Below are 21,469 nucleotides of genomic sequence, written 5' to 3' on the forward strand. Positions count from 1 at the left end.
TAAATAAAAGAGGGGGATAAGTTGGCTAGTATAAGAGAAACATTAGAAGAAATTTCAAGATTAGATGGAGTACAAGTTTCTGTTCTTGTAAGTGATGATGGTCTTCTTATCGAAAGTGTAGCGAAAGATGGATCAAATACTGAATCATTAGCAGCAGTAGCTTCTGGAAGCTTGAGAGCATCAGAAATGATAGGAATGGAGCTTGCTAAGGGGTCTACCCGAGAAATGGTTATAATATTTGAGGATGGAGCTGTATTTATAGTACCATTAGAAGGAAAACCTGCTATATTGGTGGTAGTTTCCAGTAAGGGGGCGAATTTAGGAAAGATTAGGATAGGAATTAAGAAGTGTGCTTTTCAGCTGGCTAGGTTAATATAAATATCTTGTTAGGAGGGAAGAAATTGAGGAGGAAAATTATTGCTGCAAATTGGAAAATGTACAAAACTTGTGCAGAGACTGAGAGTTTTATAAAAGAATTTATAGAACTTTCAAAAGGATATGAGGAAAAGGAAATTGTAATATGCCCACCATTTACCTCTCTATATGTAGCTAGTAAACTTCTTAAAGATACAGCTATTAAATTAGGGGCTCAAAATATGTTTTGGGAAAAAGAAGGAGCATATACTGGAGAAATCTCTCCCATAATGCTTAAAGATTTGAACTGTACCTATGTTATAATAGGACATTCTGAAAGGAGAAATTATTTTTCTGAGACTAATGAGATGATAAATAAGAAAATAAAATCTGCTTTTAATTATGGTTTGATACCTATTTTCTGTGTGGGAGAGAAATGGGAAGAAAGAGAGAGAGGGAAAACAGAAGAAGTTATTACTAAACAAGTAAGGGAAGGTTTGGAAGGTTTAGAAAAAGAAAACGTGGAAAAAATTGTTATAGCTTATGAGCCAGTATGGGCTATAGGAACAGGCCATTCTGCAAAGGGCGAAGACGCTAATGAGGTTGCAGGTTTAATAAGAAAGATAATATCTGAAATGTATGATACAGAAGTTTCTCAAAAAATTAGAATTCAGTACGGTGGTAGTGTTAATCCCCAAAATATTACCGAATTCCTATCTCAAAATGAGATTGATGGTGCTTTGGTGGGTGGAGCAAGCTTAAAGCCACAGTCTTTTTGGAACATAGTAAAAAGTTAGAAAAGAGGTGAAGAAGATAATATGACTATTGTTCTTTATATCTTGCACTTTTTAGTCTCCATAGGTATGATAGCAGTAATTTTGTTTCAGTCAGAGGTGGGGGAAGGTTTAGGTTTTATTGGGGGTGGAGAGACTACCTTTTATAAGGCAAAGAGGCAGATGGAAAAAGGGTTAAAACAAGCTACCGTTGTTCTTGCTGTGCTATTTATGATTACATCTGTGCTTATCTTTGTTATTCATTAATAAAAAATTAGAAAGGGGAGGTTTGCGAGGATGCGTAAAGTCTATTTAATGTTTTTGTTAGTTTTTTTAATTTTCTTATTTGCAGGAGTTTCTTCTGCTGATACCCCTCAATATGGTGGCGTGCTAAGAAGAAGTCTTGTTAATGATCCACCCACTCTTGATCCTGCAATGATAACTGATACTGCCTCTGATGAGGTAGCAAGACAAATTTTTGATGGTTTGGTAGAATACGATCCCAACGGTAAAGTTGTAGGTTCAATTGCTAAAAAATGGAGTATTTCTAAAGACGGTACTGTTTATACTTTCTATTTAAATAATAACGTATATTTCCATAATGGTAGGAACGTTACAGCAGAAGATTTTGTTTATTCTATTAAGAGAGTTATGGATCCAAAAACCGCTTCTCCAAGAGCAAGCTTTGCAGAACCAATAAAAGATGTGGTAGCTAAAGATAAATATACTTTAGTAATTACTTTAAAGAGACCTTTTGCGCCGTTCCTTTCTACTTTGACATACTCTTGCTTCTGGGTAGTGCCTAAGGAAGAAGTAGAGAAGCTTGGAAAAGACTTTGCAACCAGGCCTGTAGGAACTGGAGCTTTCATGTTCAATGAATGGAAACATGATGTAAAAATAAGTTTAAAGGCAAATCCAAAATATTTCCGTGGGCGTCCATATTTAGATGGTATTGAATGGATGATAATTCCAGATGAGAACGTTGATTTTATGAATTTTGAAAAGGGTCAACTTGATGTAACTACTATTCCAGATCCCGAATGGGATAGAGTAAGTAATGATCCTAAATATAAGCCATACATCTTAGAAAAACCTATTATTGGTATATACTACTTAGGGTTTAATGTCCAGAAAAAACCTCTTGATAACAAATATTTGAGACAAGCCATAGCTCGTGCTATAAACAAGGAGGCTATAGTAAAGGTTATTAGAAGAAACAGGGCTCAAGTAGCTTATACTATATTACCACCATCTATGCCTGGCTTTAGTAAAGCTAACTATGATTGGGCAAAAGAAAAGTTTAGCTACAATGTAGCAGAAGCCAAAAAACTCCTTGCAAAGGCTGGATATCCAGATGGAAAAGGACTTCCTGAAATAACGCTATATTACAATAGCAGTGTAGCACACAAGAGAATCATGGAGGCAATTCAAGCAGATTTAGAGAAGATTGGAATAAAAGCTAAATTACAAAATTATGATTGGGCAGTTTATCTTGATTTGCTTGACAAAGGAGAACTCCCTGTTTATAGACTTGGATGGGTGGCTGATTATATTGATCCTGATAACTTCTTATGGGTTCTTTTCAACTCTGCCAACTTTGGCCCTGAAGGGAACCATAGCTTCTACAAGAATGATAAAGTAGATGAGTATACAAACAAAGCAAGAATTGAGACTCTTTGGTCTGTAAGAGCTAAATACTATGAAATGGCTGAGAGGATAATTCTTGAGGATTGTCCAATAGTTCCTATCTATTACTACATATCTCAAATTATTTATCAACCTTGGGTAAATGGTCTCTATTTAGATCCTCTAACGGGAATTTCTGGAGTAAGATATAGAGTAGTTTGGCTTTCTAAAAAGTAGTTTGAAATAAAAACTTGAGGGAGGAGAAAGATCTCCTCCCTCTTTATATTGTATGAGAAAGGAGGACTAAGTTGTTAAGATATATAGTAAGAAGATTACTACAAGCCATACCAGTATTTATAGGTGTAACTTTGATAACTTTTATTCTGTTTTTTATTGCACCTGGAGATCCAGCAAGGCTTATTGCTGGACAAAGAGCGGATGCAGAAACTATAGCGAGAATTAGATCAATTTGGGGATTAGATAAGCCTTTAGCTGTTCAATATCTCCTCTTTTTAGGGAGAATAATCAGGTTGGATTTTGGTAGATCTTTTAAGACCAATATTCCAGTTATTGAATCCATTGGAGAGAGATTACAAGCAACAGCAGTTCTTGCCTTTTTTGCCTTCATAATAGCTATTTTGTTAGGAGTCACAGCGGGTATTATTTCAGCGGTAAAGCAGTACTCTTTTTTTGACTATACTGCTATGGTTATTGCTCTTTTAGGAGTATCTGCTCCTGTATATTGGGTTGGAATAATATTGCTACTTATTTTTGGCTTTAAATTAGGATGGCTACCCTTGGGCGGATATATCTCTGAATATGGTATAAAAGCAGTAATACTACCTGCTATAACTCTTGGTACAAGGCCTGCAGCCTATTTTGCTAGGTTAGCAAGGTCATCAATGTTAGAAGTGATAAGACAGGAATATATTACAACTGCTAGAGCTAAGGGATTACCTGAGTCTAAAGTTATATTTAAACATGCTTTACGTAATGCTCTAATTCCTGTAGTAACATATGCAGGTATGGTAGTAGGAGATTTGTTGACTGGAGCAGTTTTAACTGAAACTATATTTGCATGGCCAGGCATAGGAAGATTAGTTGTCCAAGCTATTCTTGATAGAGATCTTCCTGTACTTCAGGGTGGGGTCATTGTGATAGCTCTTATTTATATTTTAGCAAATTTGATTGTGGACTTATCTTATGCTCTAATAGATCCAAGGATAAGGTACGAGTAGTTGGAGGTTTTAAGTTATGGCAACTGAAATTAAAAAAGAAAATAGAAAACCAAGAAGTTTATGGAAAATCGCTTGGAAAAGATTATCTAAAAACAAACTTGCCTTATTAGGGCTTGGAATAGTCATCTTTTTTGTCATAGTTGCTCTTTCAGCTCAATATATTTCACCCTATCCTTGGAATGAGGTTGACCTTTCTCGAGCCTTGCAACCGCCGAGTTGGGAACATCCTTTAGGAACCGATGAGTTTGGGAGAGATATTTTGAGCAGAATTATATATGGAACAAAGATATCGTTACAATTTGCCTTTTTTGCCCAACTTATTTCTATTTCTCTTGGGACAGTATTAGGACTTATTGCAGGTTTTTATGGAGGATGGATTGATGATTTGATAATGAGGATCGTCGAAATACTTTTTGCATTCCCATTCTTATTATTTGTTATTGCTGTAGTCTCTACTTTAGGTACGGGAATTCACAACTTGTATATTGCAGTTGCAATAATTGGTTGGGCAGGAGTATCAAGAATAGTAAGAGGACAAGTACTCAGTCTCAGGGAGAGAGATTTTGTTGCATCGGCTCAAGCGGTTGGAGCATCTACTTGGAGAATTCTTTTCAGGCATATATTGCCCAATGCTTTGTCTCCAATTATAATTGAGGCAACCCTTGGAATGGGTGGTATGATTATGTTAGAGGCAGGGCTTTCTTTTCTAGGATTAGGAGTTCAAGCACCTACTCCAAGTTTAGGTTCTATGGTACAGGCAGGGCTTGCTTATTTGAGAAGTTGTTGGTGGTATCCTGTAGCTCCAGGTCTTGTTATAATGATAATAGTGTTTGGTTTTAATCTTTTAGGAGATGGTTTAAGAGATGCGCTGGATCCGAGACTTTATATCTAAAGAAAAAAATAAACAAAAATATTTCACAGGACTCGGATGGGTAGAAATATCTCCTACTGCTATCGCAACATTGGCTAGTGTTGCCACGCTTCAAAGCTACGGTGTGGTTGGGATGGCAGCAAGTAACATTGCAGACGGAATAAGCGAGTTACTTAAATTGGAAGAAGCTAATAGAGGGGTTAAAGTAGAGATAGACGAAGATGGTATAAAAATTGATCTTTATATAATTGTTGCTTACGGTGTAAGAATTCCAGAAGTAGCTCATAATGTTATGGAAAGGGTAAAGTGGAGTTTGGAGAGGACGGTAGGACTTAATGTAAAAGAAATAAATGTAAATGTGTGGGGTATAAGAGTTAAAGAAGAAAAAGAACCAATAATGTGGGAAGAAGAGATATGATGGGCGTATACATAATTGATAGTAATTTGTTGGTTAAACTCTTTGAGTATGCTACTTATGAATTAGAAAAACATAGAGAAGAAATAGATTTATTAAATGTTTTTCCTGTACCTGATGGGGATACTGGAACTAATATGCTTTATACAATGCGGTCAACTTTAAATGAAATTAAAAAAGTAAAAACCTTAACTATAAGAAGCATAGCAGACGCAGCTATAAAAGGATCTCTGATGGGAGCAAGGGGAAATTCAGGAGTTATACTTTCTCAAATTATAAGGGGTTTTTGTGAGGTTATTAGGAATCACGAAGAAATAGATGCTAAGATATGGGTTAAAAGTTGGCAGAATGCTACTAGAGTTGCTTACAGAGCAGTACTTAAACCTACAGAAGGAACAATACTAACTGTACTCAGAGATGGGGTAAAAGAAGCAGTACTAGCTTTAAGAGAGACACAGGATATTTTAAAAATAATGGAGAGAACCCTTGAGAAAGCTAAAGAATCTCTTTTAAATACTCCTAATTTATTGCCTATATTAAAAGAAGCAAAAGTAGTTGACGCAGGAGGTCAAGGTCTTGTTTGGATATGGACAGGTTTTTATGAAGCCCTTTCTGGGGTTGAATTAGAATTACCAAAAGAGAAAGAAAAAGTGGTAGAGATAAAAGAAAAACCTGAAAGAGAAATTCTTGAAAGTTATGTGTTAACTTACCAATATTGTACGGAATTTATAATAAATTCCTACGAAAATGTTGACTTTACAAACTTTAAAAAATGGCTTGAAACTCAAGGAGATAGTATAGTAACCTCAGAAGCTCCGGGTCTTTTAAAGGTTCATATTCATACCAACCATCCGGGACTAGTACTTGAAAGAGCATTGGAGCTTGGGAGTCTATCAAGGATAAAGATTGATAATATGGCTGAGCAGCATGAAGAGAGATTAAAAGAAGAAATATCTCAGGATGTAAAGACACCATTAAAGGAAATTGGATTTGTAGCTGTATCTTGGGGAAAGGGTATAAACGAAATATTCAAGAGTTTAGGCGTGGACATGATAGTAAATGGAGGACAAACTTTAAATCCCAGTGTAGAATCGCTGTCCAATGCAGTGGAAAAAGTAAGAGCAAGAAAAGTTTTTATTTTGCCTAATAATAAAAATGTTATTCTTGCGGCAAAACAGTTGGAAAGTATTCATAAAGATAGAGTGGTTATAATTCCTACAAAACATGTACTTGAAGGTATAAGAGTCCTATACGAATATAACCCTAAGGATAGTTGGGAAGTTGTAAAGGAAAAGATGGAAAAAGCCATGAACAAGATTAAGGTAGGAGAGATAACAAGAGCTATAAAAGATTCTTCTGTAAATGGACTGGCCATAAAAGAGGGTGATCTTATAGGTCTTACTAATGACGAGGTAAAAGTAACAGGAAATGATATTTATAAAGTCTCTTTAGACCTTTTGAATTTGCTTTTAGATGAAAGTTCAGAAATTATAAGTGTGTACTATGGAGAAGAAGTAAAAGAAAAAGAAGCAGAAACTTTGTTATCAATAATAAAAGAAAAGTATCCTCAGTATTCTGTTGAACTTCTATACGGAGGCCAACCCTTCTATTATTATTATTTTGGCATTGAATAAACTTAATAATGTCCATAGAAATAAAACTTCTTAAGGGACTCAAAAAAATATTAGAAGAGGAAATCTCTTCTAATTTTTCTGATAAGAGTATCAAGTATGGACTTGAAAAAGCGATTACCGTAGCTATTAAACAATTTCCCGTCTATAATGGTTTTTGGACTCAAAAGGTTTTGGATCTGATAAAAGACTATTCAAAAAGGGGTCAAGAAGAGAGATCCCAGATTGTATTAAGAATTAAGGATATTATTGAAAGGGCAATAGAGTTTTATACGGAAGAGAATTTTTGGGAAAAACCGGTTCAATTCTTAAAAGGAGTTGGTCCTCATAGAGCAAAGCTTTTAAATAAGCTTGAAATATACACTATTTATGATCTGATCACTTATTATCCAAGGGATTATGACGATAGATCTAAATTAAAGAAAATTTCTGAATTGAAACCTGGAGAAAAGGTAACTATAAAGGTAAAAATCATAGACTACGAAGAGACAAAAACTCTTTATAAAAAAATCCCCATAATAAAAGCAAAATTAACTGATGGTACTGGTATAGTTTACGGAGTATGGTATGGCCAAAAATACATTAAACAAGCGCTTCCTCAGGGAACTGATGTACTTATCTCTGGTGAAGTAAAGAGAGTTTTAAAACATATAGAATTTGAAAACCCTGAATATGAAGTTTTAGATGAAGAAGACAAAGAGTTCTTAAATGTAGGAAGAATAGTACCTATTTACTCATTGACTTCTGGTCTTACTCAAAAAGTCTTGAGGAAGATTATATATGACGCATTGACTGATTATTCTATTTTCCTTGAAGATCCTTTACCTAAGTATTTGAGAGAAAAATACAATCTCATGGATAAACCTGTGAGTATTTGGGAAAAGCATTTCCCAACTTCTTTTCTAACCATGGCAAGCGCCTCCAAGAGAATAGCCTTTGAAGAGTTATTTTTCTTACAGCTTAACCTTGCCGAGAAGCGAAAAGAAATAGAGAAACTGTCTGCTCCTGTTTTTAAAACCGATAGTGAGTTAGTAGAGAGGTTTTTAAATTCTTTACCTTTTAAATTAACAAAAGCTCAAGAAAAAGTTTGGGAGGAAATAAAAAAAGATTTATCCTCGGGAAGGCCTATGCATAGGCTTTTGCAGGGAGATGTGGGCTCAGGAAAGACCGTAATTGCAGCCCTTGCTGCAATTCTTGCTTATGATAACGGATACCAAACTGCCTTTATGGTCCCAACAGAAATCTTAGCAGAGCAACATTATAATAGACTTAAAAAGATTTTTGAGCCTTTAGGTATAAGAATAGCACTCTTAACTAGTAGTACTCCTAAAAAAGAAAAAACTTATATTTATCTTGATCTTGCGGAAGGTAAATTGCCTATAGTAATAGGAACACATGCTTTAATTCAGGAAGAAGTAACTTTCAAGAAATTAGGCTTGGTAATTATTGATGAGCAGCATAGGTTTGGAGTAATTCAAAGGGCAAAACTGTGGAAAAAAGGCGAAAACCCTCATCTTCTTGTAATGACTGCAACTCCTATTCCAAGATCTCTTGCCTTGGTACTTTATGGAGAGCTGGATATTTCTATAATAGATGAACTTCCCCCTGGAAGAAAACCTGTTATAACATATCTTTTCTCCAAAAGGGAAAGAAAAAAGGTTTATTCCTTTGTAGAGAAAGAAATCATGAAGGGTAAACAGGCTTTTGTAGTATGTCCATTAATAGAAGAGTCAGAGAAATTGGAGGCAGAATCGGCGAAGAAATTGTATGAGGAATTAAAGAAATTCTTTCCCCAGTTTAAAATAGGTTTGATCCATGGATTAGTACCAAGTGAAGAAAGAAATAGAATAATGGAAGAGTTTCAAAATGGTGAAATCCAAATTCTTGTTGCTACAACAGTTATAGAGGTTGGCGTGGATATACCTAATGCTTCCATAATGGTTATAGAGGATGCACATAGATTTGGACTTGCTCAGCTTCATCAGTTGAGGGGAAGAGTAGGGCGAGGAAGTGAGCAAGCATATTGTTTTCTTATAGCAGATCTTAAGGGTGAAGATGCAACTGAAAGATTAAAAGTAATGGTGGAAACCAACGACGGTTTTGTAATAGCTAATAAAGATCTTGAAATTAGAGGTCCTGGAGAATTCTTCGGAACGAGACAGCACGGTGCTCTTAATTCTCTCATTGTGGATTTGACAAAAGATATGAAACTCTTTGAGATAGCGAGGAATGAAGCTTTCGAATTAATGAGATATGAAAATGAGAGATTAAGTGAGTATGAGAAGAATTTAATAAATAAGTGGCTAAATAGATATTTGAAGGGAGAGTTAAAAGAAATTGTCCTCTGAAATAAAAATCTCTGGAGGTCTTTTAAAGGATAAGAAAATAAAGGTCCTTAAACAGGGAAATTATAGGATTACCATGGAACAGGTAAGAAAATCTATGTTTGATATGATTTCAGACAAAATTTTAGGAAGCTTTTTTCTTGATCTCTTTGCAGGATCTGGTATTGTAGGTATTGAAGCTATAAGCTATGGAGCAGAAAAGGTTGTTTTCGTAGAAAATCACCTTAATGCTGTAAGACTCTTGAGAGAAAACATTAAGAGTCTTGGTTTGCAAGATAAGACAAGGGTAATTTATAAAGATGTATTTGATTTTTTAAATAAGTTTTCTTTGGAAAGGTTTGATATTATATTTGCAGATCCACCTTATGAGTTAGGTGAAAAAATTGTAGATGTGGTAAAATATGTTAATGATTTTAATTGGCTAAAAGATCAAGGTATGCTGATTATAGAACATCACAAAAAGACGATTTTGCCTGAAAAATATGCTCATTTGTTTAAATTTTTGGAGAAAAAATATGGTGAGACTGTGTTATCATTTTATAAAAAGGGAGAAAAAACATGATAAAAGCAGTTTATCCTGGAAGTTTTGATCCTGTTACCAATGGGCATATTGACATTATCCAAAGAGGAGCAAAAATTTATGATGAGATCATAGTTCTTGTCGCTGAGAATATTTCTAAAAAACCTCTTTTTTCTTTAGAAGAAAGACTTGATATGTTAGAGCATTCTTTAAAAGATATACCAAATGTAAGAATAGATCATTTTAGTGGCTTACTTGTTGATTACTTGAGAAAAATTAATGTTAAAATTATTATAAGAGGACTCAGAGCAGTCTCAGATTTTGAATATGAGTTTCAACAAGCTTTGACAAATAAGAAGTTATATCCAGACTGTGAGACTGTTTTTTTAGTAAGTGATTTAAAGTATACATTTTTGAGTTCAAGTGTGGTCAAAGAAATTGCGAGTTTTGGTGGATGTATAAAAGGCCTTGTTCCTGACTATGTGGCAGAAAAACTCTATGAGAAATTTGGAGTTAAGCCTAAAGGAGTTTGATTAAAAATGGATGAGATTTTAGAGACTTTGAAAATATTAAGAGAAACTCTTGAGAACTCACCTTCTATACCAGTTTGGGATAAGGTTCTTCTGGATAGGGAAAAATTGATGGAATTAATTGAAAAACTTGATAAATCTATTCCGCAAGAATTTTATGAGGCAAAAAAGATAATAGAAAATAATGAGAGGATAATAAATAGAGCCTATATGGAAGCGGAAGAGATAATAAAGCAAGCTCAAAAAGAAGCGGAAATTCTTGTAAGTAATAACAAGATTACTCTTGAGGCTCAAAAGAGAGCTGAAGAAATAATTAACAATGCAAAGAAAGAGGCAGAAGAAGTGAAAAAGGAGATGGAAGCATATATTGAAAATTTATTAAGCAAAGTAGAAGATCTCCTAAAAAAGGAGATAGAACTTATAAAGAAGTGCAAATCAGAATTATAGTAATAATCTTAATTTCTATTTTAATCTTAGAGACTTTATCTTCTTTTTTTGTTTATTTTGATGAAGGCAAAGTTGTTAATATTAAGGACTTATTTTTAAATATGCCAGAAGATTTTCCATCAAGTTTTTACATTATTCTATTGAGAGCTAAAAATCCACATTTTTACAACTTTATTTATCATCTTTTGATGAAAGATCTTTATTTCTACAATCGACTCTCAAAATATAAGCTAATTGAGTTTAAAGGGTTTAAAGTAAGAGATGATATTCAATTTTATGGTAAGTCCGATATGTTATGTTTGATGCTATCTTTTTGGGCTTATAGTAATAGACTTAAGTTTATTGATGACTTTAAAATAGGTATAATTGGGGATGTTTCGGAAGAAGGTAAGGTTTTACCTGTATTAGGGATAAATAATAAATATTCAATAGCTCTTTCTGAAAATTTAAATGTTTTAATATTGCCCTTTCAAAACGAAAAAGACTTAAATAAGAAAAAAGGTGATCTTTACTGTATTTTTGTAAATGACATAGAAGAGGCTAAGAAGAATCTATTGAAGTTTTCAGTTCCTGAGGTTGTCAATATTAGATAAATTATGTTAAAATATAACTAACCTATAGTGATGGGTCACCATTGCTATAGGCGATTTTTTGTAATATAGAAGGAGGTAAAATATGGCTCTAACTAAAGAGGAAAAGAAACAGATAATTGAAAAATTCAGATTAAACGAGAATGATTCTGGATCACCAGAAGTACAAATTGCATTGCTTACGGAAAGAATAAAGAGACTTACAGAACATTTAAAAGTACATAAGAAGGATTATCATTCTCGTGTTGGTCTATTAAAGATGATTGGTAGAAGGAGAAAACTACTTAAGTATCTACAAGAGAAAGATTTTGAAAGATACAAGAAACTAATACAAGAATTGGGGTTAAGAAAGTAGTAGACTATGCGACAGGTTTGTTCGTTTAAAAGAGAATTTGCAGGAAAAGAACTAAAAATTGATATAGGGAAGGTTGCTTGGCAAGCTACAGGAGCAGCTCTTGTTCAGTACGGGGAGACTACTGTACTTGTTACAGTGGTAGCTTCGGAAGATAAAAAAGAAGATGTAGATTTTTTCCCGTTAACTGTTGAGTATGTAGAGAGATTATATGCTGCTGGAAAAATTCCTGGTGGATTTTTTAAAAGAGAAGGAAAACCTACAGAGCCTGAAATTCTGTTTGCCAGATTAATTGACAGGCCCTTAAGACCCTTATTTGCAAAAGATTTTAGGAACGAAGTTCAAGTAATAGTAACTGTGCTTTCTTATGATCACGAGAACTCTACAGATATTCCTTCCATAATTGGTGCATCTTGTGCCATAATACTTGCTGGTCTTCCATTCAAAGGACCTATTGGAGCTGTCAGAATAGGTTGGGACGGCAATGAATGGTATATAAATCCACCGGTTACTTTAAGCAATTCCTTATTACTTGATTTGGTTGTGGCTGGCACAAAAGATGCTGTGTTGATGATAGAGGGCGACGGAAAGGAAGTACCTGAAGATATCTTTTTGGAAGGAATTATTAAGGCTCATAGTGCAATGTTAGATGTAATTAACTTCCAAGAAGAAATCTTATCTCAAATAAATCCTGCGCCATTTAATTACGATCCCTTTGTAGTTGACGAAAGATTAAAGAGAGCTGTATTAGACTATGTTACGGTTGACCAAATAAGGGATGCTATTTTTACCCCAAGTAAATCTGAAAGACAAAAAGCTCTTGAAGATTTGAAAAAGAAAGTAATAGAGCATTTTAAACCTATTTATGGAGAAATAACTGCTCAAGTTGATGAAATAATTAATCAAGAAGCAAAGAAAATATTATCTCAAGTAGTGCTTGAAGAAAAAAGAAGGGTAGATGGAAGAAAGTTAAACGAAATAAGACCTGTAAGTTGTGAAGTCGGAGTTCTGAAAAGAGTCCATGGCTCTGCCCTTTTCCAGAGAGGAGAAACTCAGGTTCTTTCTGTTGTAACTTTAGGTGCTGGAGAGGAACAAATAATAGAAAGTGTTATAGAAAGCGAACCTAAGAGATATATACACCATTATAACTTCCCACCTTTTTCCGTTGGAGAAGCAAAGCCATTGAGAGGTCCTAAAAGAAGGGAAATAGGACATGGAGCTCTTGCTGAAAGAGCATTACTTCCACTTATTCCTAAAGAAGAAGAATTTCCTTATACAATTAGAGTTGTTTCTGAGGTATTGAGTTCTAATGGTTCTACTTCTATGGCAAGTGTATGCGGTAGTAGTCTTTCATTAATGGATGCTGGGGTCCCGATAAAGACACACGTAGCTGGAGTTGCAATGGGCCTTATCAAAGAAGGAGATAGGTTTGAAGTACTTACGGATATTCAGGGACTTGAAGATGCTTTAGGAGGAATGGACTTTAAGATAGCTGGAACCAGAAATGGTATTACAGCTGTGCAACTTGATATCAAAGTTGATGGGCTATCTTATGAAATTATTGAGAGAACTTTGAAACAAGCAAAAGAGGCAAGATATCAAATTCTTGATATTATGGAAAAGACTATACCTCAGCCGAGGCCTGAAATTTCCCCATATGCGCCGAGAATAATGGTTTTAGAAATTAATCCTAGTAAAATTGGAGACCTTATTGGGCCAAGTGGTAAGAATATAAAGAAGATTATTGAGGAAACTCATACTACTATAAATATAAAGCCTGAAGGTTTGGTTTATATTTCAGCTCCAGATCAAGAATCCGCAGAAAAAGCTGCTCAGATGGTACAGGACTATACGAGAGATATTAAGGAAGGAGATATATTCTTAGGAAAAGTTATAAGAGTTACAGATTATGGAGCTTTTGTAGAGATATTACCAGGAAAGATAGGACTTCTTCATATCTCAAAATACAAAACCACCGGTACAGGTAAAAACCAAACAAGAGAGGAAATTAATTTGGGTGATGAGATTCTTATAAAGGTAGATTCGATAGATTCGAGTGGAAGGATAAGTTTGACTAGAAAAGATCTTTAGTACAAATAGATGAATATTTCTGAAATTGAATTAAAAAATGGGTTAAAAATTATTCATGATTATACACCCTCTAGAAAGACCATAAATATAATAGTAGCTGTTAAAGTTGGATCAAGACATGAGGAAAAAAAAGAACATGGTCTTGCTCACTTTGTAGAGCATCTTTTGTTTAAAAACAATTCTGAAAGAGGGATAGATGAGATACGAAAAGAAGTTGATCAGCTAGGTGGAGAACTTAATGCTTTCACGACAAAAGAGGTAACCTATTTTACTTTGAAAATATTGAGTTATCATTTTGTTAAGGGGGTAAAGCTTCTTAGTGATATTATTTTAAAGCCTCAATTTTCAGATGATGAGATAAATTTAGAGAAATTAGTAGTTAAAGAAGAAATTAGAATGTATAAGGATTCCCCTGAAGAATTAGTATTTGATAATTTTTTTAAGGCTTCTTGGGATAGTCATCCATTGGTCAGAGAAATATTAGGTACAGAAAAATCTGTTACAAGTTTTGATAAAGATCTTATAATTTCTTTTTATAACAAGCATTACAGAACAGATAATATGATTGTGGGAGTAAGCGGGGATGTATCTTCAAAAAAAGTAGAGGAGGTTTTTGCAAACTATTTTTATAAAAATGATGTGAATAACCTTTTAAGAACTATTAACCAAAAACCTCCAAAGTATAGACCAAGATCAATATTTTTAAAGAGGAATTTTGAACAAGTACAGATATTGTGGGGAACAGAAGGTTATATTCCTGGAGATCCTCGAAGGGAGTCTCTTGCTCTGCTTTCAGTAAGTCTTGGAGGTGGTATAAGTTCAAGATTATTTAGAGAACTAAGAGAAAAAAAGGGGCTTGTTTATAACGTAGAAACTCAACTTTTAACTTTCAAAGATGCCTCCCTGTTTGGCATTTATACTGCAACTGCTCCCCAAACAGTAGTTGAGACTTTTCAGACTTTGCTTCAAGAAAGAGAAAACTTGCTCAAAAATGGGATATCTAAAGAGGAATTGGATCTTGCTAAAAGACAAACAATAAATAGTATTTTAATGGCTATAGAAAGTCCTTCTCAGAGACTATTTTATCTTTTAGATTCTTATCTTGTGTATGGAAAGATTATTCCTTGGCTTGACAAAATAAGGAAAATAAGAAAAGTAACTGTAGGAGATGTTAATGATACCATTAGGGATATTTTTAATAGACCTTTTTCCATATCTGTGGTGGGGCCTATAAACTCTCAACATAAAGATGTTTTAAAGGGGGAAATTAAAAATGATTAAGACTATCTTATTTGGAGCTTGTGGAAAAATGGGAAGAGTTATAGGAAAAGCATTAATTGATGCTGTAGATATCGAACTTGTAGGAGCAATAGACCCATACTTTAAAGGCGAAAAATATGAGAAAATTATTGGGACAGATAAAATTTCTCTTGAAGTTTTAGGAAGTATAGAAGAATTGAAAGAGGATTTTGACGTAGCCGTAGACTTTACTAATGCTGAAGCAGCCTATCAAAATATAAAAAAGATTTTACAGATGGGAAAAAGAATGGTGGTAGGAACTACGGGACTTACTCAGGAGATGATAAATGAATTTAAAGACCTTGCAGTAAAGAACAATACGGCAATTTTAATTGCGCCTAATTTTGCATTAGGAGCTGTATTAATGATACAACTCGCCAAACAAGTTGTAAAATATTTTCCAGATGTGGAGATTATTGAACTACATCATAATGAAAAAGCTGATGCTCCTTCTGGCACAGCAATTTTAACCGCAGAAATACTTTCCGAAGAGATGAAAAAACATAACTTAACCCATAAGGACGCAACAAAAGTTGAAAAATTACCAGGTTCTCGTGGCGGAAAACTGGACTCAATAAATATACATAGTGTTAGATTACCTGGTTTAGTTGCTCATCAAGAGATTATATTTGGGGGGCTCGGTCAGACTTTAAGTATAAGACACGATGCTCTTAGTAGAGAATGTTATATCCCTGGAGTATTAATGGCCATCAGAGAGATAATTAAGAGAGAAGGTTTCTTTTATGGGCTCGAATCTTTTCTAAATAGGGAGGAGGCTTAGAATTATGGTTCATTTTGGTAGTTTGATAACAGCAATGATAACTCCTTTTGACGAATATGGGGAAATTAACTGGAGTGAGGTTGACAGAATTGTAGAAAAGTTAATTGAAGATGGAAGCGATAGTATTCTTGTCTCTGGAACTACAGGGGAAGCTCCTACTTTGTCTAAAGAAGAAAAGTTAGCACTTTTTGAGAGAGTAAAGAAGATAGCAGGAAATAGGGCTAAAGTTATTGCTGGAACTACCAATTATTGTACAAAAGAGTCTGTAGAGCTTACAAAAGAAGCTGAAAAAATAGGAGTTGATGGTATTTTAGCTACTGCTCCTTATTATAACAAACCCCCACAGGATGGTTTATATCTACATTTTGCTAAAATTGCCTCTGAAACTTCTTTACCAATTATAGTATACAACATACCTTCGAGAACTGCAGTAAATATCCTTCCTGAAACTTTAAAGAGATTAGCCCAAGATTGTCCAAATATTGTAGGAGTAAAAGAAGCAAGTGGAGATATTAACCAAATTGCAATGATAAGAAGGCTTTTACCACGTCCCTTCTTGCTGTATAGTGGTGATGACTCTATGACCCTTCCATTACTCAGTGTAGGAGGGGATGGGGTAATAAGTGTAGCCTCTCACATAGTAGGAAAAGAGATAAAAGAAATGATAAATAGTTATTTCAGTGGTAATGTGGAAAAAGCTGCAGAGTTGCATCTTAAGCTTTTACCTATATTTAAAGGGTTGTTCTTAACTACGAATCCTATCCCCTTAAAAGAAGCTCTTAATCTACTTGGATACAAAGTAGGAAAATGTAGATTACCATTATCCCCTATAGATAGTAAGAATAGAGCTGAGCTGATAAAAATTCTAAAGGAGTACGGTTTTCAGATAAATGAGGCATAGGCTGAAAATTATTCCTATTGGTGGTTTTGGAGAAATTGGTAAAAATATGCTTCTTCTCCAGTACGGGGATACTATTATTGTAATAGATGCTGGTTTAATGTTCCCCGATGGAGATATGCTTGGTATTGACTTTGTTATCCCTGATATATCTTATCTGATTTCTAATAAAGACAAAGTTAAAGCGTTAATTCTTACTCATGGGCATGAGGATCATATAGGAGCTCTTCAATACTTATTAAAAGACTTAGATATTCCTATCTATGGAACTCCCTTGACCCTTGGTTTGGTGGAAAAAAAATTAGAAGAATTTAGGCTTAAAGCTAATCTTAATAAGATTAAACCTAATGATACCATAACTATAGGTCCTTTTACCATCGAGACCTTTAGACAAACTCATAGCATTCCCGATACCATTGGACTTGCTATAACTACTCCTGTTGGTTTAATTGTAATAAGTGGTGATTTTAAACTTGATCAGACGCCTATAGATGGTAATCCTCCTGATTTTAATAAATTAGTAGAGTTTGGAAAAAGAGGAGTGCTTGCTCTATTCTGTGATAGTACAAATGTAGAACAACCTGGAATAACACCATCAGAAAGTTTGGTAAAAAGTTCTTTTGAGAACATATTCAATTCTACTAAAAGCAGAATATTTCTTGTTACTTTTGCTTCTAATTTCCATCGTATTCAACAAGCAGTAGATATGGCATTAAAATTTGGTAGAAAGGTTGCTATAGCTGGAAAAAGTTTAATAACCAACATAGAAGTTGCTAAAAGATTAGGATATATAAACATTCCGGATGATATTATGATAAACATAAAAGATGTTAATAATCTTCCTGATGAAAAAGTTCTTGTTCTTACAACAGGAAGTCAAGGAGAGCCATATTCAGCCTTGTCTCTTCTTACAAACCATTCTTATAAACAACTCTCTCTTCGGCCAGGAGATACTGTAATATTATCTACTAAACCCATACCTGGAAATGAGGTTATGGTTTACAGAATGGTAGATCAATTATTTAGAAAAGGTGTAGAAGTCATATATGGTAAAGACGCAGGAGTTCATGTTTCAGGGCATGCTGCTCAAGAGGAAGTGAAAATGTTTATAAATTTGTTAAAGCCCAAATACCTTATCCCTTATCATGGAGAGTATAGACATTTAGCTCTTCTCAAGAAAATAGGTTTGGAGCTAGGTATTCCTAAGGATCACATAATAATAATAGAAAATGGTACTATTTTGGAGTTTGAGGATGGAAGAGCAATAACAGATGGTAAAATTAGTTTAAATAATATATATGTAGATGGTCTTAGTATTGGAGACGTAGGAAACATTATTTTAATGGAGAGAAAAAGATTAGCTGAGGATGGAGTCCTGATCGTAGGGGTTCTTATTGACAGTGAAACAGGTCTTATTTTAGATGGACCAGAGATCATCTCAAAAGGTTTTATATTTGTAAAAGATTCGGAGGAGCTTATAGAGATAGCAAGAGAAAGAGTGAGAGAGGTTTTTAGAAAGAAAGCTGGAAAAAATGGCAATATAAACAAAGAGGCTCTTGTCAAGGAAACTCTTGAGAATTTTTTTAATGAAGAGTTAAAAAGAAAACCTGTGATTATACCTCTAGTGTGGGAAATTTAGAAAGATGGAAAAGAGAAAATTGGTTGGTATTTTTCTAATCTGCATAAATATATTTGGTTTTTTATCTTGGTTATTTCCAGAGTCAAGTGGGGTTCTGGGTAGAATTTTTGTTGACTTTTTGAAAAATTTCTTTGGCATATATCTAATTCCATTTGTTGTCATTCAAGGCCTTGCCATATATTATCTTTTAAGAGGAAAAATCCTTGAAAAAGAATTTCTGGCATTAGTACTTTATCTTATTTCTTTATTTAGCCTTTTTACTGTTTTTATAAAATTTTTCAATTTATATAAATATGAAGGAGAATTAGGAAGACTTTTACTTAATATATTCCCTTACATTGGCTTTTTTGGATATATTATATTTTCTGTTGCTACACTTACGATTGCTGTTTTTTTGCTTCCACCACCTAAGTCTAAAGTTAGTATAAAAAAGGAAAAAAACAAAAAGGTAAATTTAGACTTAGAAACTCAAAAAATCTCTGATAGATCTTTTGAGAAGACAACAAAAAAAACCTCAAAAGAGAGTAATCAAATAACTTCTTATATAGAAAGAAAGACTAAGTTAGACTTTTCAATTCCCACATCTATCTTGTCATATTCTGCTCCCAGTAAAGCTGAGCTCGAGGATTATGAGCAAATAGCCAAAAATTTAGAAGAAACTCTAAAAAGCTTTAAGGTGGATGCAAAGGTGCAAGATTGGAATATAGGACCCTCTGTTATTAGATATAACATCACTCTTGCTCCTGGCACAAGGGTAAGTAAGGTCTTAAATTTATCAAATGATATTGCTCTTGCCCTTGCTGTTCCAAGTGTAAGGTTTGAAGCTCCTGTTCCAGGAAAATCGGTTGTAGGAGTAGAAATCCCGAGAAGAAAACCCGTAAAAGTATATCTAAGAGAAATATTAGAAAGCGATGCTTTTATAGAGTCAAAACATCCACTAACCTTTGCTCTTGGTAAAGATCTTATAGGTAATATAAAGGTTGCAAATCTATCTGAAGTATTACATCTTTTAATTGCAGGAACCACGGGTTCAGGTAAGAGTATGTTTATAAACGCTTTAATTATAAGTCTTCTTTATAAGAATACACCTGAAACTTTAAATCTACTTATGATAGACCCTAAAAGAGTAGAGCTTTCCATTTACAATAAGCTTATGGGTAGATATCTGAGACACCCAGTAGTTACAGAGCCTAAAAAGGCTGTATTCGCTCTTAAATGGGCTGTTGGAGAGATGGAAAGAAGATATGAGATTTTTGAAAAAAATGAGGTAAGAAATATAGAGGAGTATAAAAATCTAAACGAAAAAGAAAACTTACCATATATTGTAATAATCATCGATGAGTTAAATGATCTAATGATGACCTCTCCTAAGGAGATAGAAGACTTAATATGTAGATTGGCTCAAAAAGCACGAGCTGCTGGGATTCACCTAGTAGTAGCAACTCAAAGACCTTCAGTAGATGTTATAACTGGCTTAATTAAGGCTAATATTCCTTCAAGGATTGCTTTTGCAGTATCCTCTCAAATAGATTCAAGAATAATATTGGATGATAGCGGAGCAGAAAAATTAATTGGTAAAGGAGATATGCTCTACCAACCTATAACCAGTGGACATCCTATAAGACTTCAAGCGCCATACGTGGACGAAAAAGATATTAAGAATGTAGTTAATTATATTTTAGAAAATGTTCCAGAAATCTCTGTAGAACCTATATCCCTTGAAAGTCTTGAACAGGAAGAAGAAAGAGAAGAGATCTCAGAGTTTAGTGATCCATTACTTCCTCAGGTAATTGAGCTTTTAAAAGGAAGAAAAATTATATCCACTTCGTATATTCAAAGAAAGTTTAGTATAGGTTATAATAGAGCAGCAAGACTTTTAGATATATTAGAAGAAAAAGGATACGTTGCCTCTCAGGGAGAGGGAAAACCAAGAAAAGTTTTGCGGGGAGGTGATGAGATTTAAAGATTTCAAGTCTATTTTGTGTACACAACCAAATACTATACTCAACGAAGGAGGTTTTTAGAATGCGTAAAATTTTTGTGTTATTCCTGATTCTTTCCTTTATAGGTTTGATGAGTATTGGATTTTCAGCTAAAACTATAAGAGTAGGTATTGTTTACGATGTGGGAGGAAGAGGAGATAAATCCTTTAATGATGCTGCATATACAGGACTTCAAAGGGCTATAAAAGTCCTCAAGGTAGAAGGAAAAGATTTAGAGCCAGGGCCCGGAGGAGCAAATAGAGAAGAACTCCTTAGAACTCTTGCAGAGCAAAATTATGACTTAGTAATAGGTGTAGGTTTCCTATTTACCGATGCTATTACAGCGGTAGCAAAAGATTTTCCAAAGGTAAAATTTGCAATCGTTGATGGAGTGATCGAAGGATTACCCAATGTATCTTCTTTAGTTTTTAATGAACATGAAGGATCCTTCCTTGTAGGAGTTATCGCAGGTTTAATGACTAAAAGTAACGTTATAGGATTTGTGGGTGGCATGGATATGCCATTAATACACAAATTTGAAGTAGGATATAAGGCTGGAGCAATGTATGTAAATCCAAAGGTAAAGGTTTTGATAAATTACATAGGTGTTACTGGAGATGCCTTTAAAGATCCTGTAAAAGGAAAAGAATTAGCATTAGCTCAGTATAAACAAGGAGCAGATATTATTTATCACGCTTCGGGAGCTTCAGGAGAGGGAGTATTTGAAGCAGCAAAAGAGACTAATAAGTACGCCATTGGAGTAGATTCTCCTCAATCCTGGATTATGCCTGATAGAATTATAACAAGCATGTTGAAGAGAGTAGACGTAGCAGTATATGAGACTATCAAAGATGTGAAAGAGGGTAATTTTAAGAGTGGAATAAGGGTTTTTGGTCTTAAGAACAATGGGGTTGATTATGAAAAAACTAAACTACTACCTCTTGGTGTAATACAAAAAGTTGAACAGATAAAGAAAGATATCATAGCTGGTAAAATCGTGGTACCTTATGATGATAAGACCTTTGAAGAGTTTAAGGCAAAATATTTGAAGAAGTAAATAATATTTAGATTAGCCCCCTCTTTATAT

General features: G+C 34.2%; 21 protein-coding genes. All 21 read left to right on the forward strand.

Annotated elements, in window-relative coordinates:
- The first annotated feature begins 21 nt into the window (after positions 1-21).
- The 21 genes from DICTH_RS04850 (at position 22) to DICTH_RS04950 (ending at position 21,439) form a co-directional block, all read left to right on the forward strand.
- On the forward strand, positions 22-378 hold the full coding sequence (locus tag DICTH_RS04850; protein ID WP_012547968.1) for a roadblock/LC7 domain-containing protein: 357 nt from the start codon (positions 22-24) through the stop codon (positions 376-378).
- Between the two features lie 23 nt (positions 379-401).
- Positions 402-1,151: a triose-phosphate isomerase gene (gene tpiA, locus DICTH_RS04855; RefSeq protein ID WP_012547325.1), complete on the forward strand. Its 750-nt coding sequence runs from the start codon at positions 402-404 to the stop codon at positions 1,149-1,151.
- A 21-nt stretch (positions 1,152-1,172) separates the two neighbouring features.
- Entirely contained in the window at positions 1,173-1,394 is a 222-nt protein-coding gene (secG, locus tag DICTH_RS04860; RefSeq protein ID WP_012548001.1) for a preprotein translocase subunit SecG, read from the forward strand.
- 30 nt (positions 1,395-1,424) lie between these two features.
- Positions 1,425-2,990, forward strand: a complete 1,566-nt coding sequence (locus tag DICTH_RS04865) for an ABC transporter substrate-binding protein (protein ID WP_012548169.1) — start codon at positions 1,425-1,427, stop codon at positions 2,988-2,990.
- Between the two features lie 71 nt (positions 2,991-3,061).
- Complete coding sequence (locus tag DICTH_RS04870) at positions 3,062-3,991, forward strand: ABC transporter permease (RefSeq protein WP_012547302.1); 930 nt, start codon at positions 3,062-3,064, stop codon at positions 3,989-3,991.
- A 16-nt stretch (positions 3,992-4,007) separates the two neighbouring features.
- Positions 4,008-4,883: an ABC transporter permease gene (locus tag DICTH_RS04875; protein WP_012548340.1), complete on the forward strand. Its 876-nt coding sequence runs from the start codon at positions 4,008-4,010 to the stop codon at positions 4,881-4,883.
- The gene (locus DICTH_RS04880; protein ID WP_012547823.1) at positions 4,855-5,280 is read left to right on the forward strand and encodes an Asp23/Gls24 family envelope stress response protein; all 426 of its coding nucleotides are present in this window, start codon (positions 4,855-4,857) and stop codon (positions 5,278-5,280) included. Before DICTH_RS04875 ends, DICTH_RS04880 begins: the two co-directional genes overlap by 29 nt.
- Positions 5,277-6,911 carry a DAK2 domain-containing protein gene (locus DICTH_RS04885; RefSeq protein WP_012547672.1) on the forward strand — a complete coding sequence of 545 codons (1,635 nt, stop codon included), beginning with the start codon at positions 5,277-5,279 and terminating at the stop codon, positions 6,909-6,911. The genes DICTH_RS04880 and DICTH_RS04885 overlap by 4 nt, the downstream gene beginning before the upstream one ends.
- 8 nt (positions 6,912-6,919) lie before the next feature.
- On the forward strand, positions 6,920-9,256 hold the full coding sequence (gene recG, locus DICTH_RS04890) for an ATP-dependent DNA helicase RecG (protein WP_012548735.1): 2,337 nt from the start codon (positions 6,920-6,922) through the stop codon (positions 9,254-9,256).
- Positions 9,246-9,815: a 16S rRNA (guanine(966)-N(2))-methyltransferase RsmD gene (rsmD, locus tag DICTH_RS04895; RefSeq protein WP_012547865.1), complete on the forward strand. Its 570-nt coding sequence runs from the start codon at positions 9,246-9,248 to the stop codon at positions 9,813-9,815. The genes recG and rsmD overlap by 11 nt, the downstream gene beginning before the upstream one ends.
- A complete protein-coding gene (coaD, locus tag DICTH_RS04900) occupies positions 9,812-10,306 on the forward strand; it encodes a pantetheine-phosphate adenylyltransferase (protein WP_012547046.1) in 495 nt (164 codons plus the stop codon). Before rsmD ends, coaD begins: the two co-directional genes overlap by 4 nt.
- A gap of 6 nt (positions 10,307-10,312) precedes the next feature.
- Positions 10,313-10,750 (forward strand): hypothetical protein, encoded by a 438-nt coding sequence (locus DICTH_RS04905; protein WP_012548415.1) that lies wholly within the window; start codon positions 10,313-10,315, stop codon positions 10,748-10,750.
- Positions 10,732-11,343, forward strand: coding sequence for a S16 family serine protease (locus DICTH_RS04910; RefSeq protein WP_012547287.1), 612 nt, complete (start codon positions 10,732-10,734; stop codon positions 11,341-11,343). The genes DICTH_RS04905 and DICTH_RS04910 overlap by 19 nt, the downstream gene beginning before the upstream one ends.
- 82 nt (positions 11,344-11,425) lie before the next feature.
- A complete protein-coding gene (rpsO, locus tag DICTH_RS04915; protein ID WP_012548131.1) occupies positions 11,426-11,695 on the forward strand; it encodes a 30S ribosomal protein S15 in 270 nt (89 codons plus the stop codon).
- A 6-nt stretch (positions 11,696-11,701) separates the two neighbouring features.
- On the forward strand, positions 11,702-13,783 hold the full coding sequence (locus DICTH_RS04920) for a polyribonucleotide nucleotidyltransferase (RefSeq protein ID WP_012548646.1): 2,082 nt from the start codon (positions 11,702-11,704) through the stop codon (positions 13,781-13,783).
- A gap of 9 nt (positions 13,784-13,792) precedes the next feature.
- Complete coding sequence (locus tag DICTH_RS04925) at positions 13,793-15,064, forward strand: M16 family metallopeptidase (RefSeq protein WP_012548361.1); 1,272 nt, start codon at positions 13,793-13,795, stop codon at positions 15,062-15,064.
- Positions 15,057-15,863 carry a 4-hydroxy-tetrahydrodipicolinate reductase gene (gene dapB / locus DICTH_RS04930; protein ID WP_012547543.1) on the forward strand — a complete coding sequence of 269 codons (807 nt, stop codon included), beginning with the start codon at positions 15,057-15,059 and terminating at the stop codon, positions 15,861-15,863. The genes DICTH_RS04925 and dapB overlap by 8 nt, the downstream gene beginning before the upstream one ends.
- Positions 15,864-15,867: 4 nt before the next feature.
- Positions 15,868-16,764 (forward strand): 4-hydroxy-tetrahydrodipicolinate synthase, encoded by an 897-nt coding sequence (gene dapA, locus DICTH_RS04935; RefSeq protein WP_012548588.1) that lies wholly within the window; start codon positions 15,868-15,870, stop codon positions 16,762-16,764.
- Positions 16,754-18,400 (forward strand): ribonuclease J, encoded by a 1,647-nt coding sequence (locus DICTH_RS04940; protein ID WP_012547818.1) that lies wholly within the window; start codon positions 16,754-16,756, stop codon positions 18,398-18,400. Before dapA ends, DICTH_RS04940 begins: the two co-directional genes overlap by 11 nt.
- Before the next feature lie 4 nt (positions 18,401-18,404).
- Positions 18,405-20,363, forward strand: coding sequence for a DNA translocase FtsK (locus DICTH_RS04945; RefSeq protein ID WP_012547927.1), 1,959 nt, complete (start codon positions 18,405-18,407; stop codon positions 20,361-20,363).
- A gap of 62 nt (positions 20,364-20,425) precedes the next feature.
- Positions 20,426-21,439: a BMP family lipoprotein gene (locus DICTH_RS04950; RefSeq protein ID WP_012547169.1), complete on the forward strand. Its 1,014-nt coding sequence runs from the start codon at positions 20,426-20,428 to the stop codon at positions 21,437-21,439.
- The last annotated feature ends 30 nt before the right edge of the window (positions 21,440-21,469 follow it).

The organism is Dictyoglomus thermophilum H-6-12 (assembly GCF_000020965.1).
Classification (GTDB): domain Bacteria; phylum Dictyoglomota; class Dictyoglomia; order Dictyoglomales; family Dictyoglomaceae; genus Dictyoglomus; species Dictyoglomus thermophilum.

Excerpts from the sequence above, each read along its gene's own strand:
- secG (WP_012548001.1), top strand. The coding sequence starts at position 1,173 with ATGACTATTGTTCTTTATATCTTGCACTTTTTAGTCTCCATAGGTATG.
- DICTH_RS04945 (WP_012547927.1), top strand. The coding sequence starts at position 18,405 with ATGGAAAAGAGAAAATTGGTTGGTATTTTTCTAATCTGCATAAATATA.
- DICTH_RS04885 (WP_012547672.1), top strand. The coding sequence starts at position 5,277 with ATGATGGGCGTATACATAATTGATAGTAATTTGTTGGTTAAACTCTTT.
- coaD (WP_012547046.1), top strand. The coding sequence starts at position 9,812 with ATGATAAAAGCAGTTTATCCTGGAAGTTTTGATCCTGTTACCAATGGG.
- DICTH_RS04905 (WP_012548415.1), top strand. The coding sequence starts at position 10,313 with ATGGATGAGATTTTAGAGACTTTGAAAATATTAAGAGAAACTCTTGAG.
- DICTH_RS04865 (WP_012548169.1), top strand. The coding sequence starts at position 1,425 with ATGCGTAAAGTCTATTTAATGTTTTTGTTAGTTTTTTTAATTTTCTTA.
- DICTH_RS04880 (WP_012547823.1), top strand. The coding sequence starts at position 4,855 with ATGCGCTGGATCCGAGACTTTATATCTAAAGAAAAAAATAAACAAAAA.
- DICTH_RS04925 (WP_012548361.1), top strand. The coding sequence starts at position 13,793 with ATGAATATTTCTGAAATTGAATTAAAAAATGGGTTAAAAATTATTCAT.
- DICTH_RS04875 (WP_012548340.1), top strand. The coding sequence starts at position 4,008 with ATGGCAACTGAAATTAAAAAAGAAAATAGAAAACCAAGAAGTTTATGG.
- DICTH_RS04920 (WP_012548646.1), top strand. The coding sequence starts at position 11,702 with ATGCGACAGGTTTGTTCGTTTAAAAGAGAATTTGCAGGAAAAGAACTA.
- rpsO (WP_012548131.1), top strand. The coding sequence starts at position 11,426 with ATGGCTCTAACTAAAGAGGAAAAGAAACAGATAATTGAAAAATTCAGA.
- dapB (WP_012547543.1), top strand. The coding sequence starts at position 15,057 with ATGATTAAGACTATCTTATTTGGAGCTTGTGGAAAAATGGGAAGAGTT.
- dapA (WP_012548588.1), top strand. The coding sequence starts at position 15,868 with ATGGTTCATTTTGGTAGTTTGATAACAGCAATGATAACTCCTTTTGAC.
- DICTH_RS04940 (WP_012547818.1), top strand. The coding sequence starts at position 16,754 with ATGAGGCATAGGCTGAAAATTATTCCTATTGGTGGTTTTGGAGAAATT.
- recG (WP_012548735.1), top strand. The coding sequence starts at position 6,920 with ATGTCCATAGAAATAAAACTTCTTAAGGGACTCAAAAAAATATTAGAA.
- DICTH_RS04950 (WP_012547169.1), top strand. The coding sequence starts at position 20,426 with ATGCGTAAAATTTTTGTGTTATTCCTGATTCTTTCCTTTATAGGTTTG.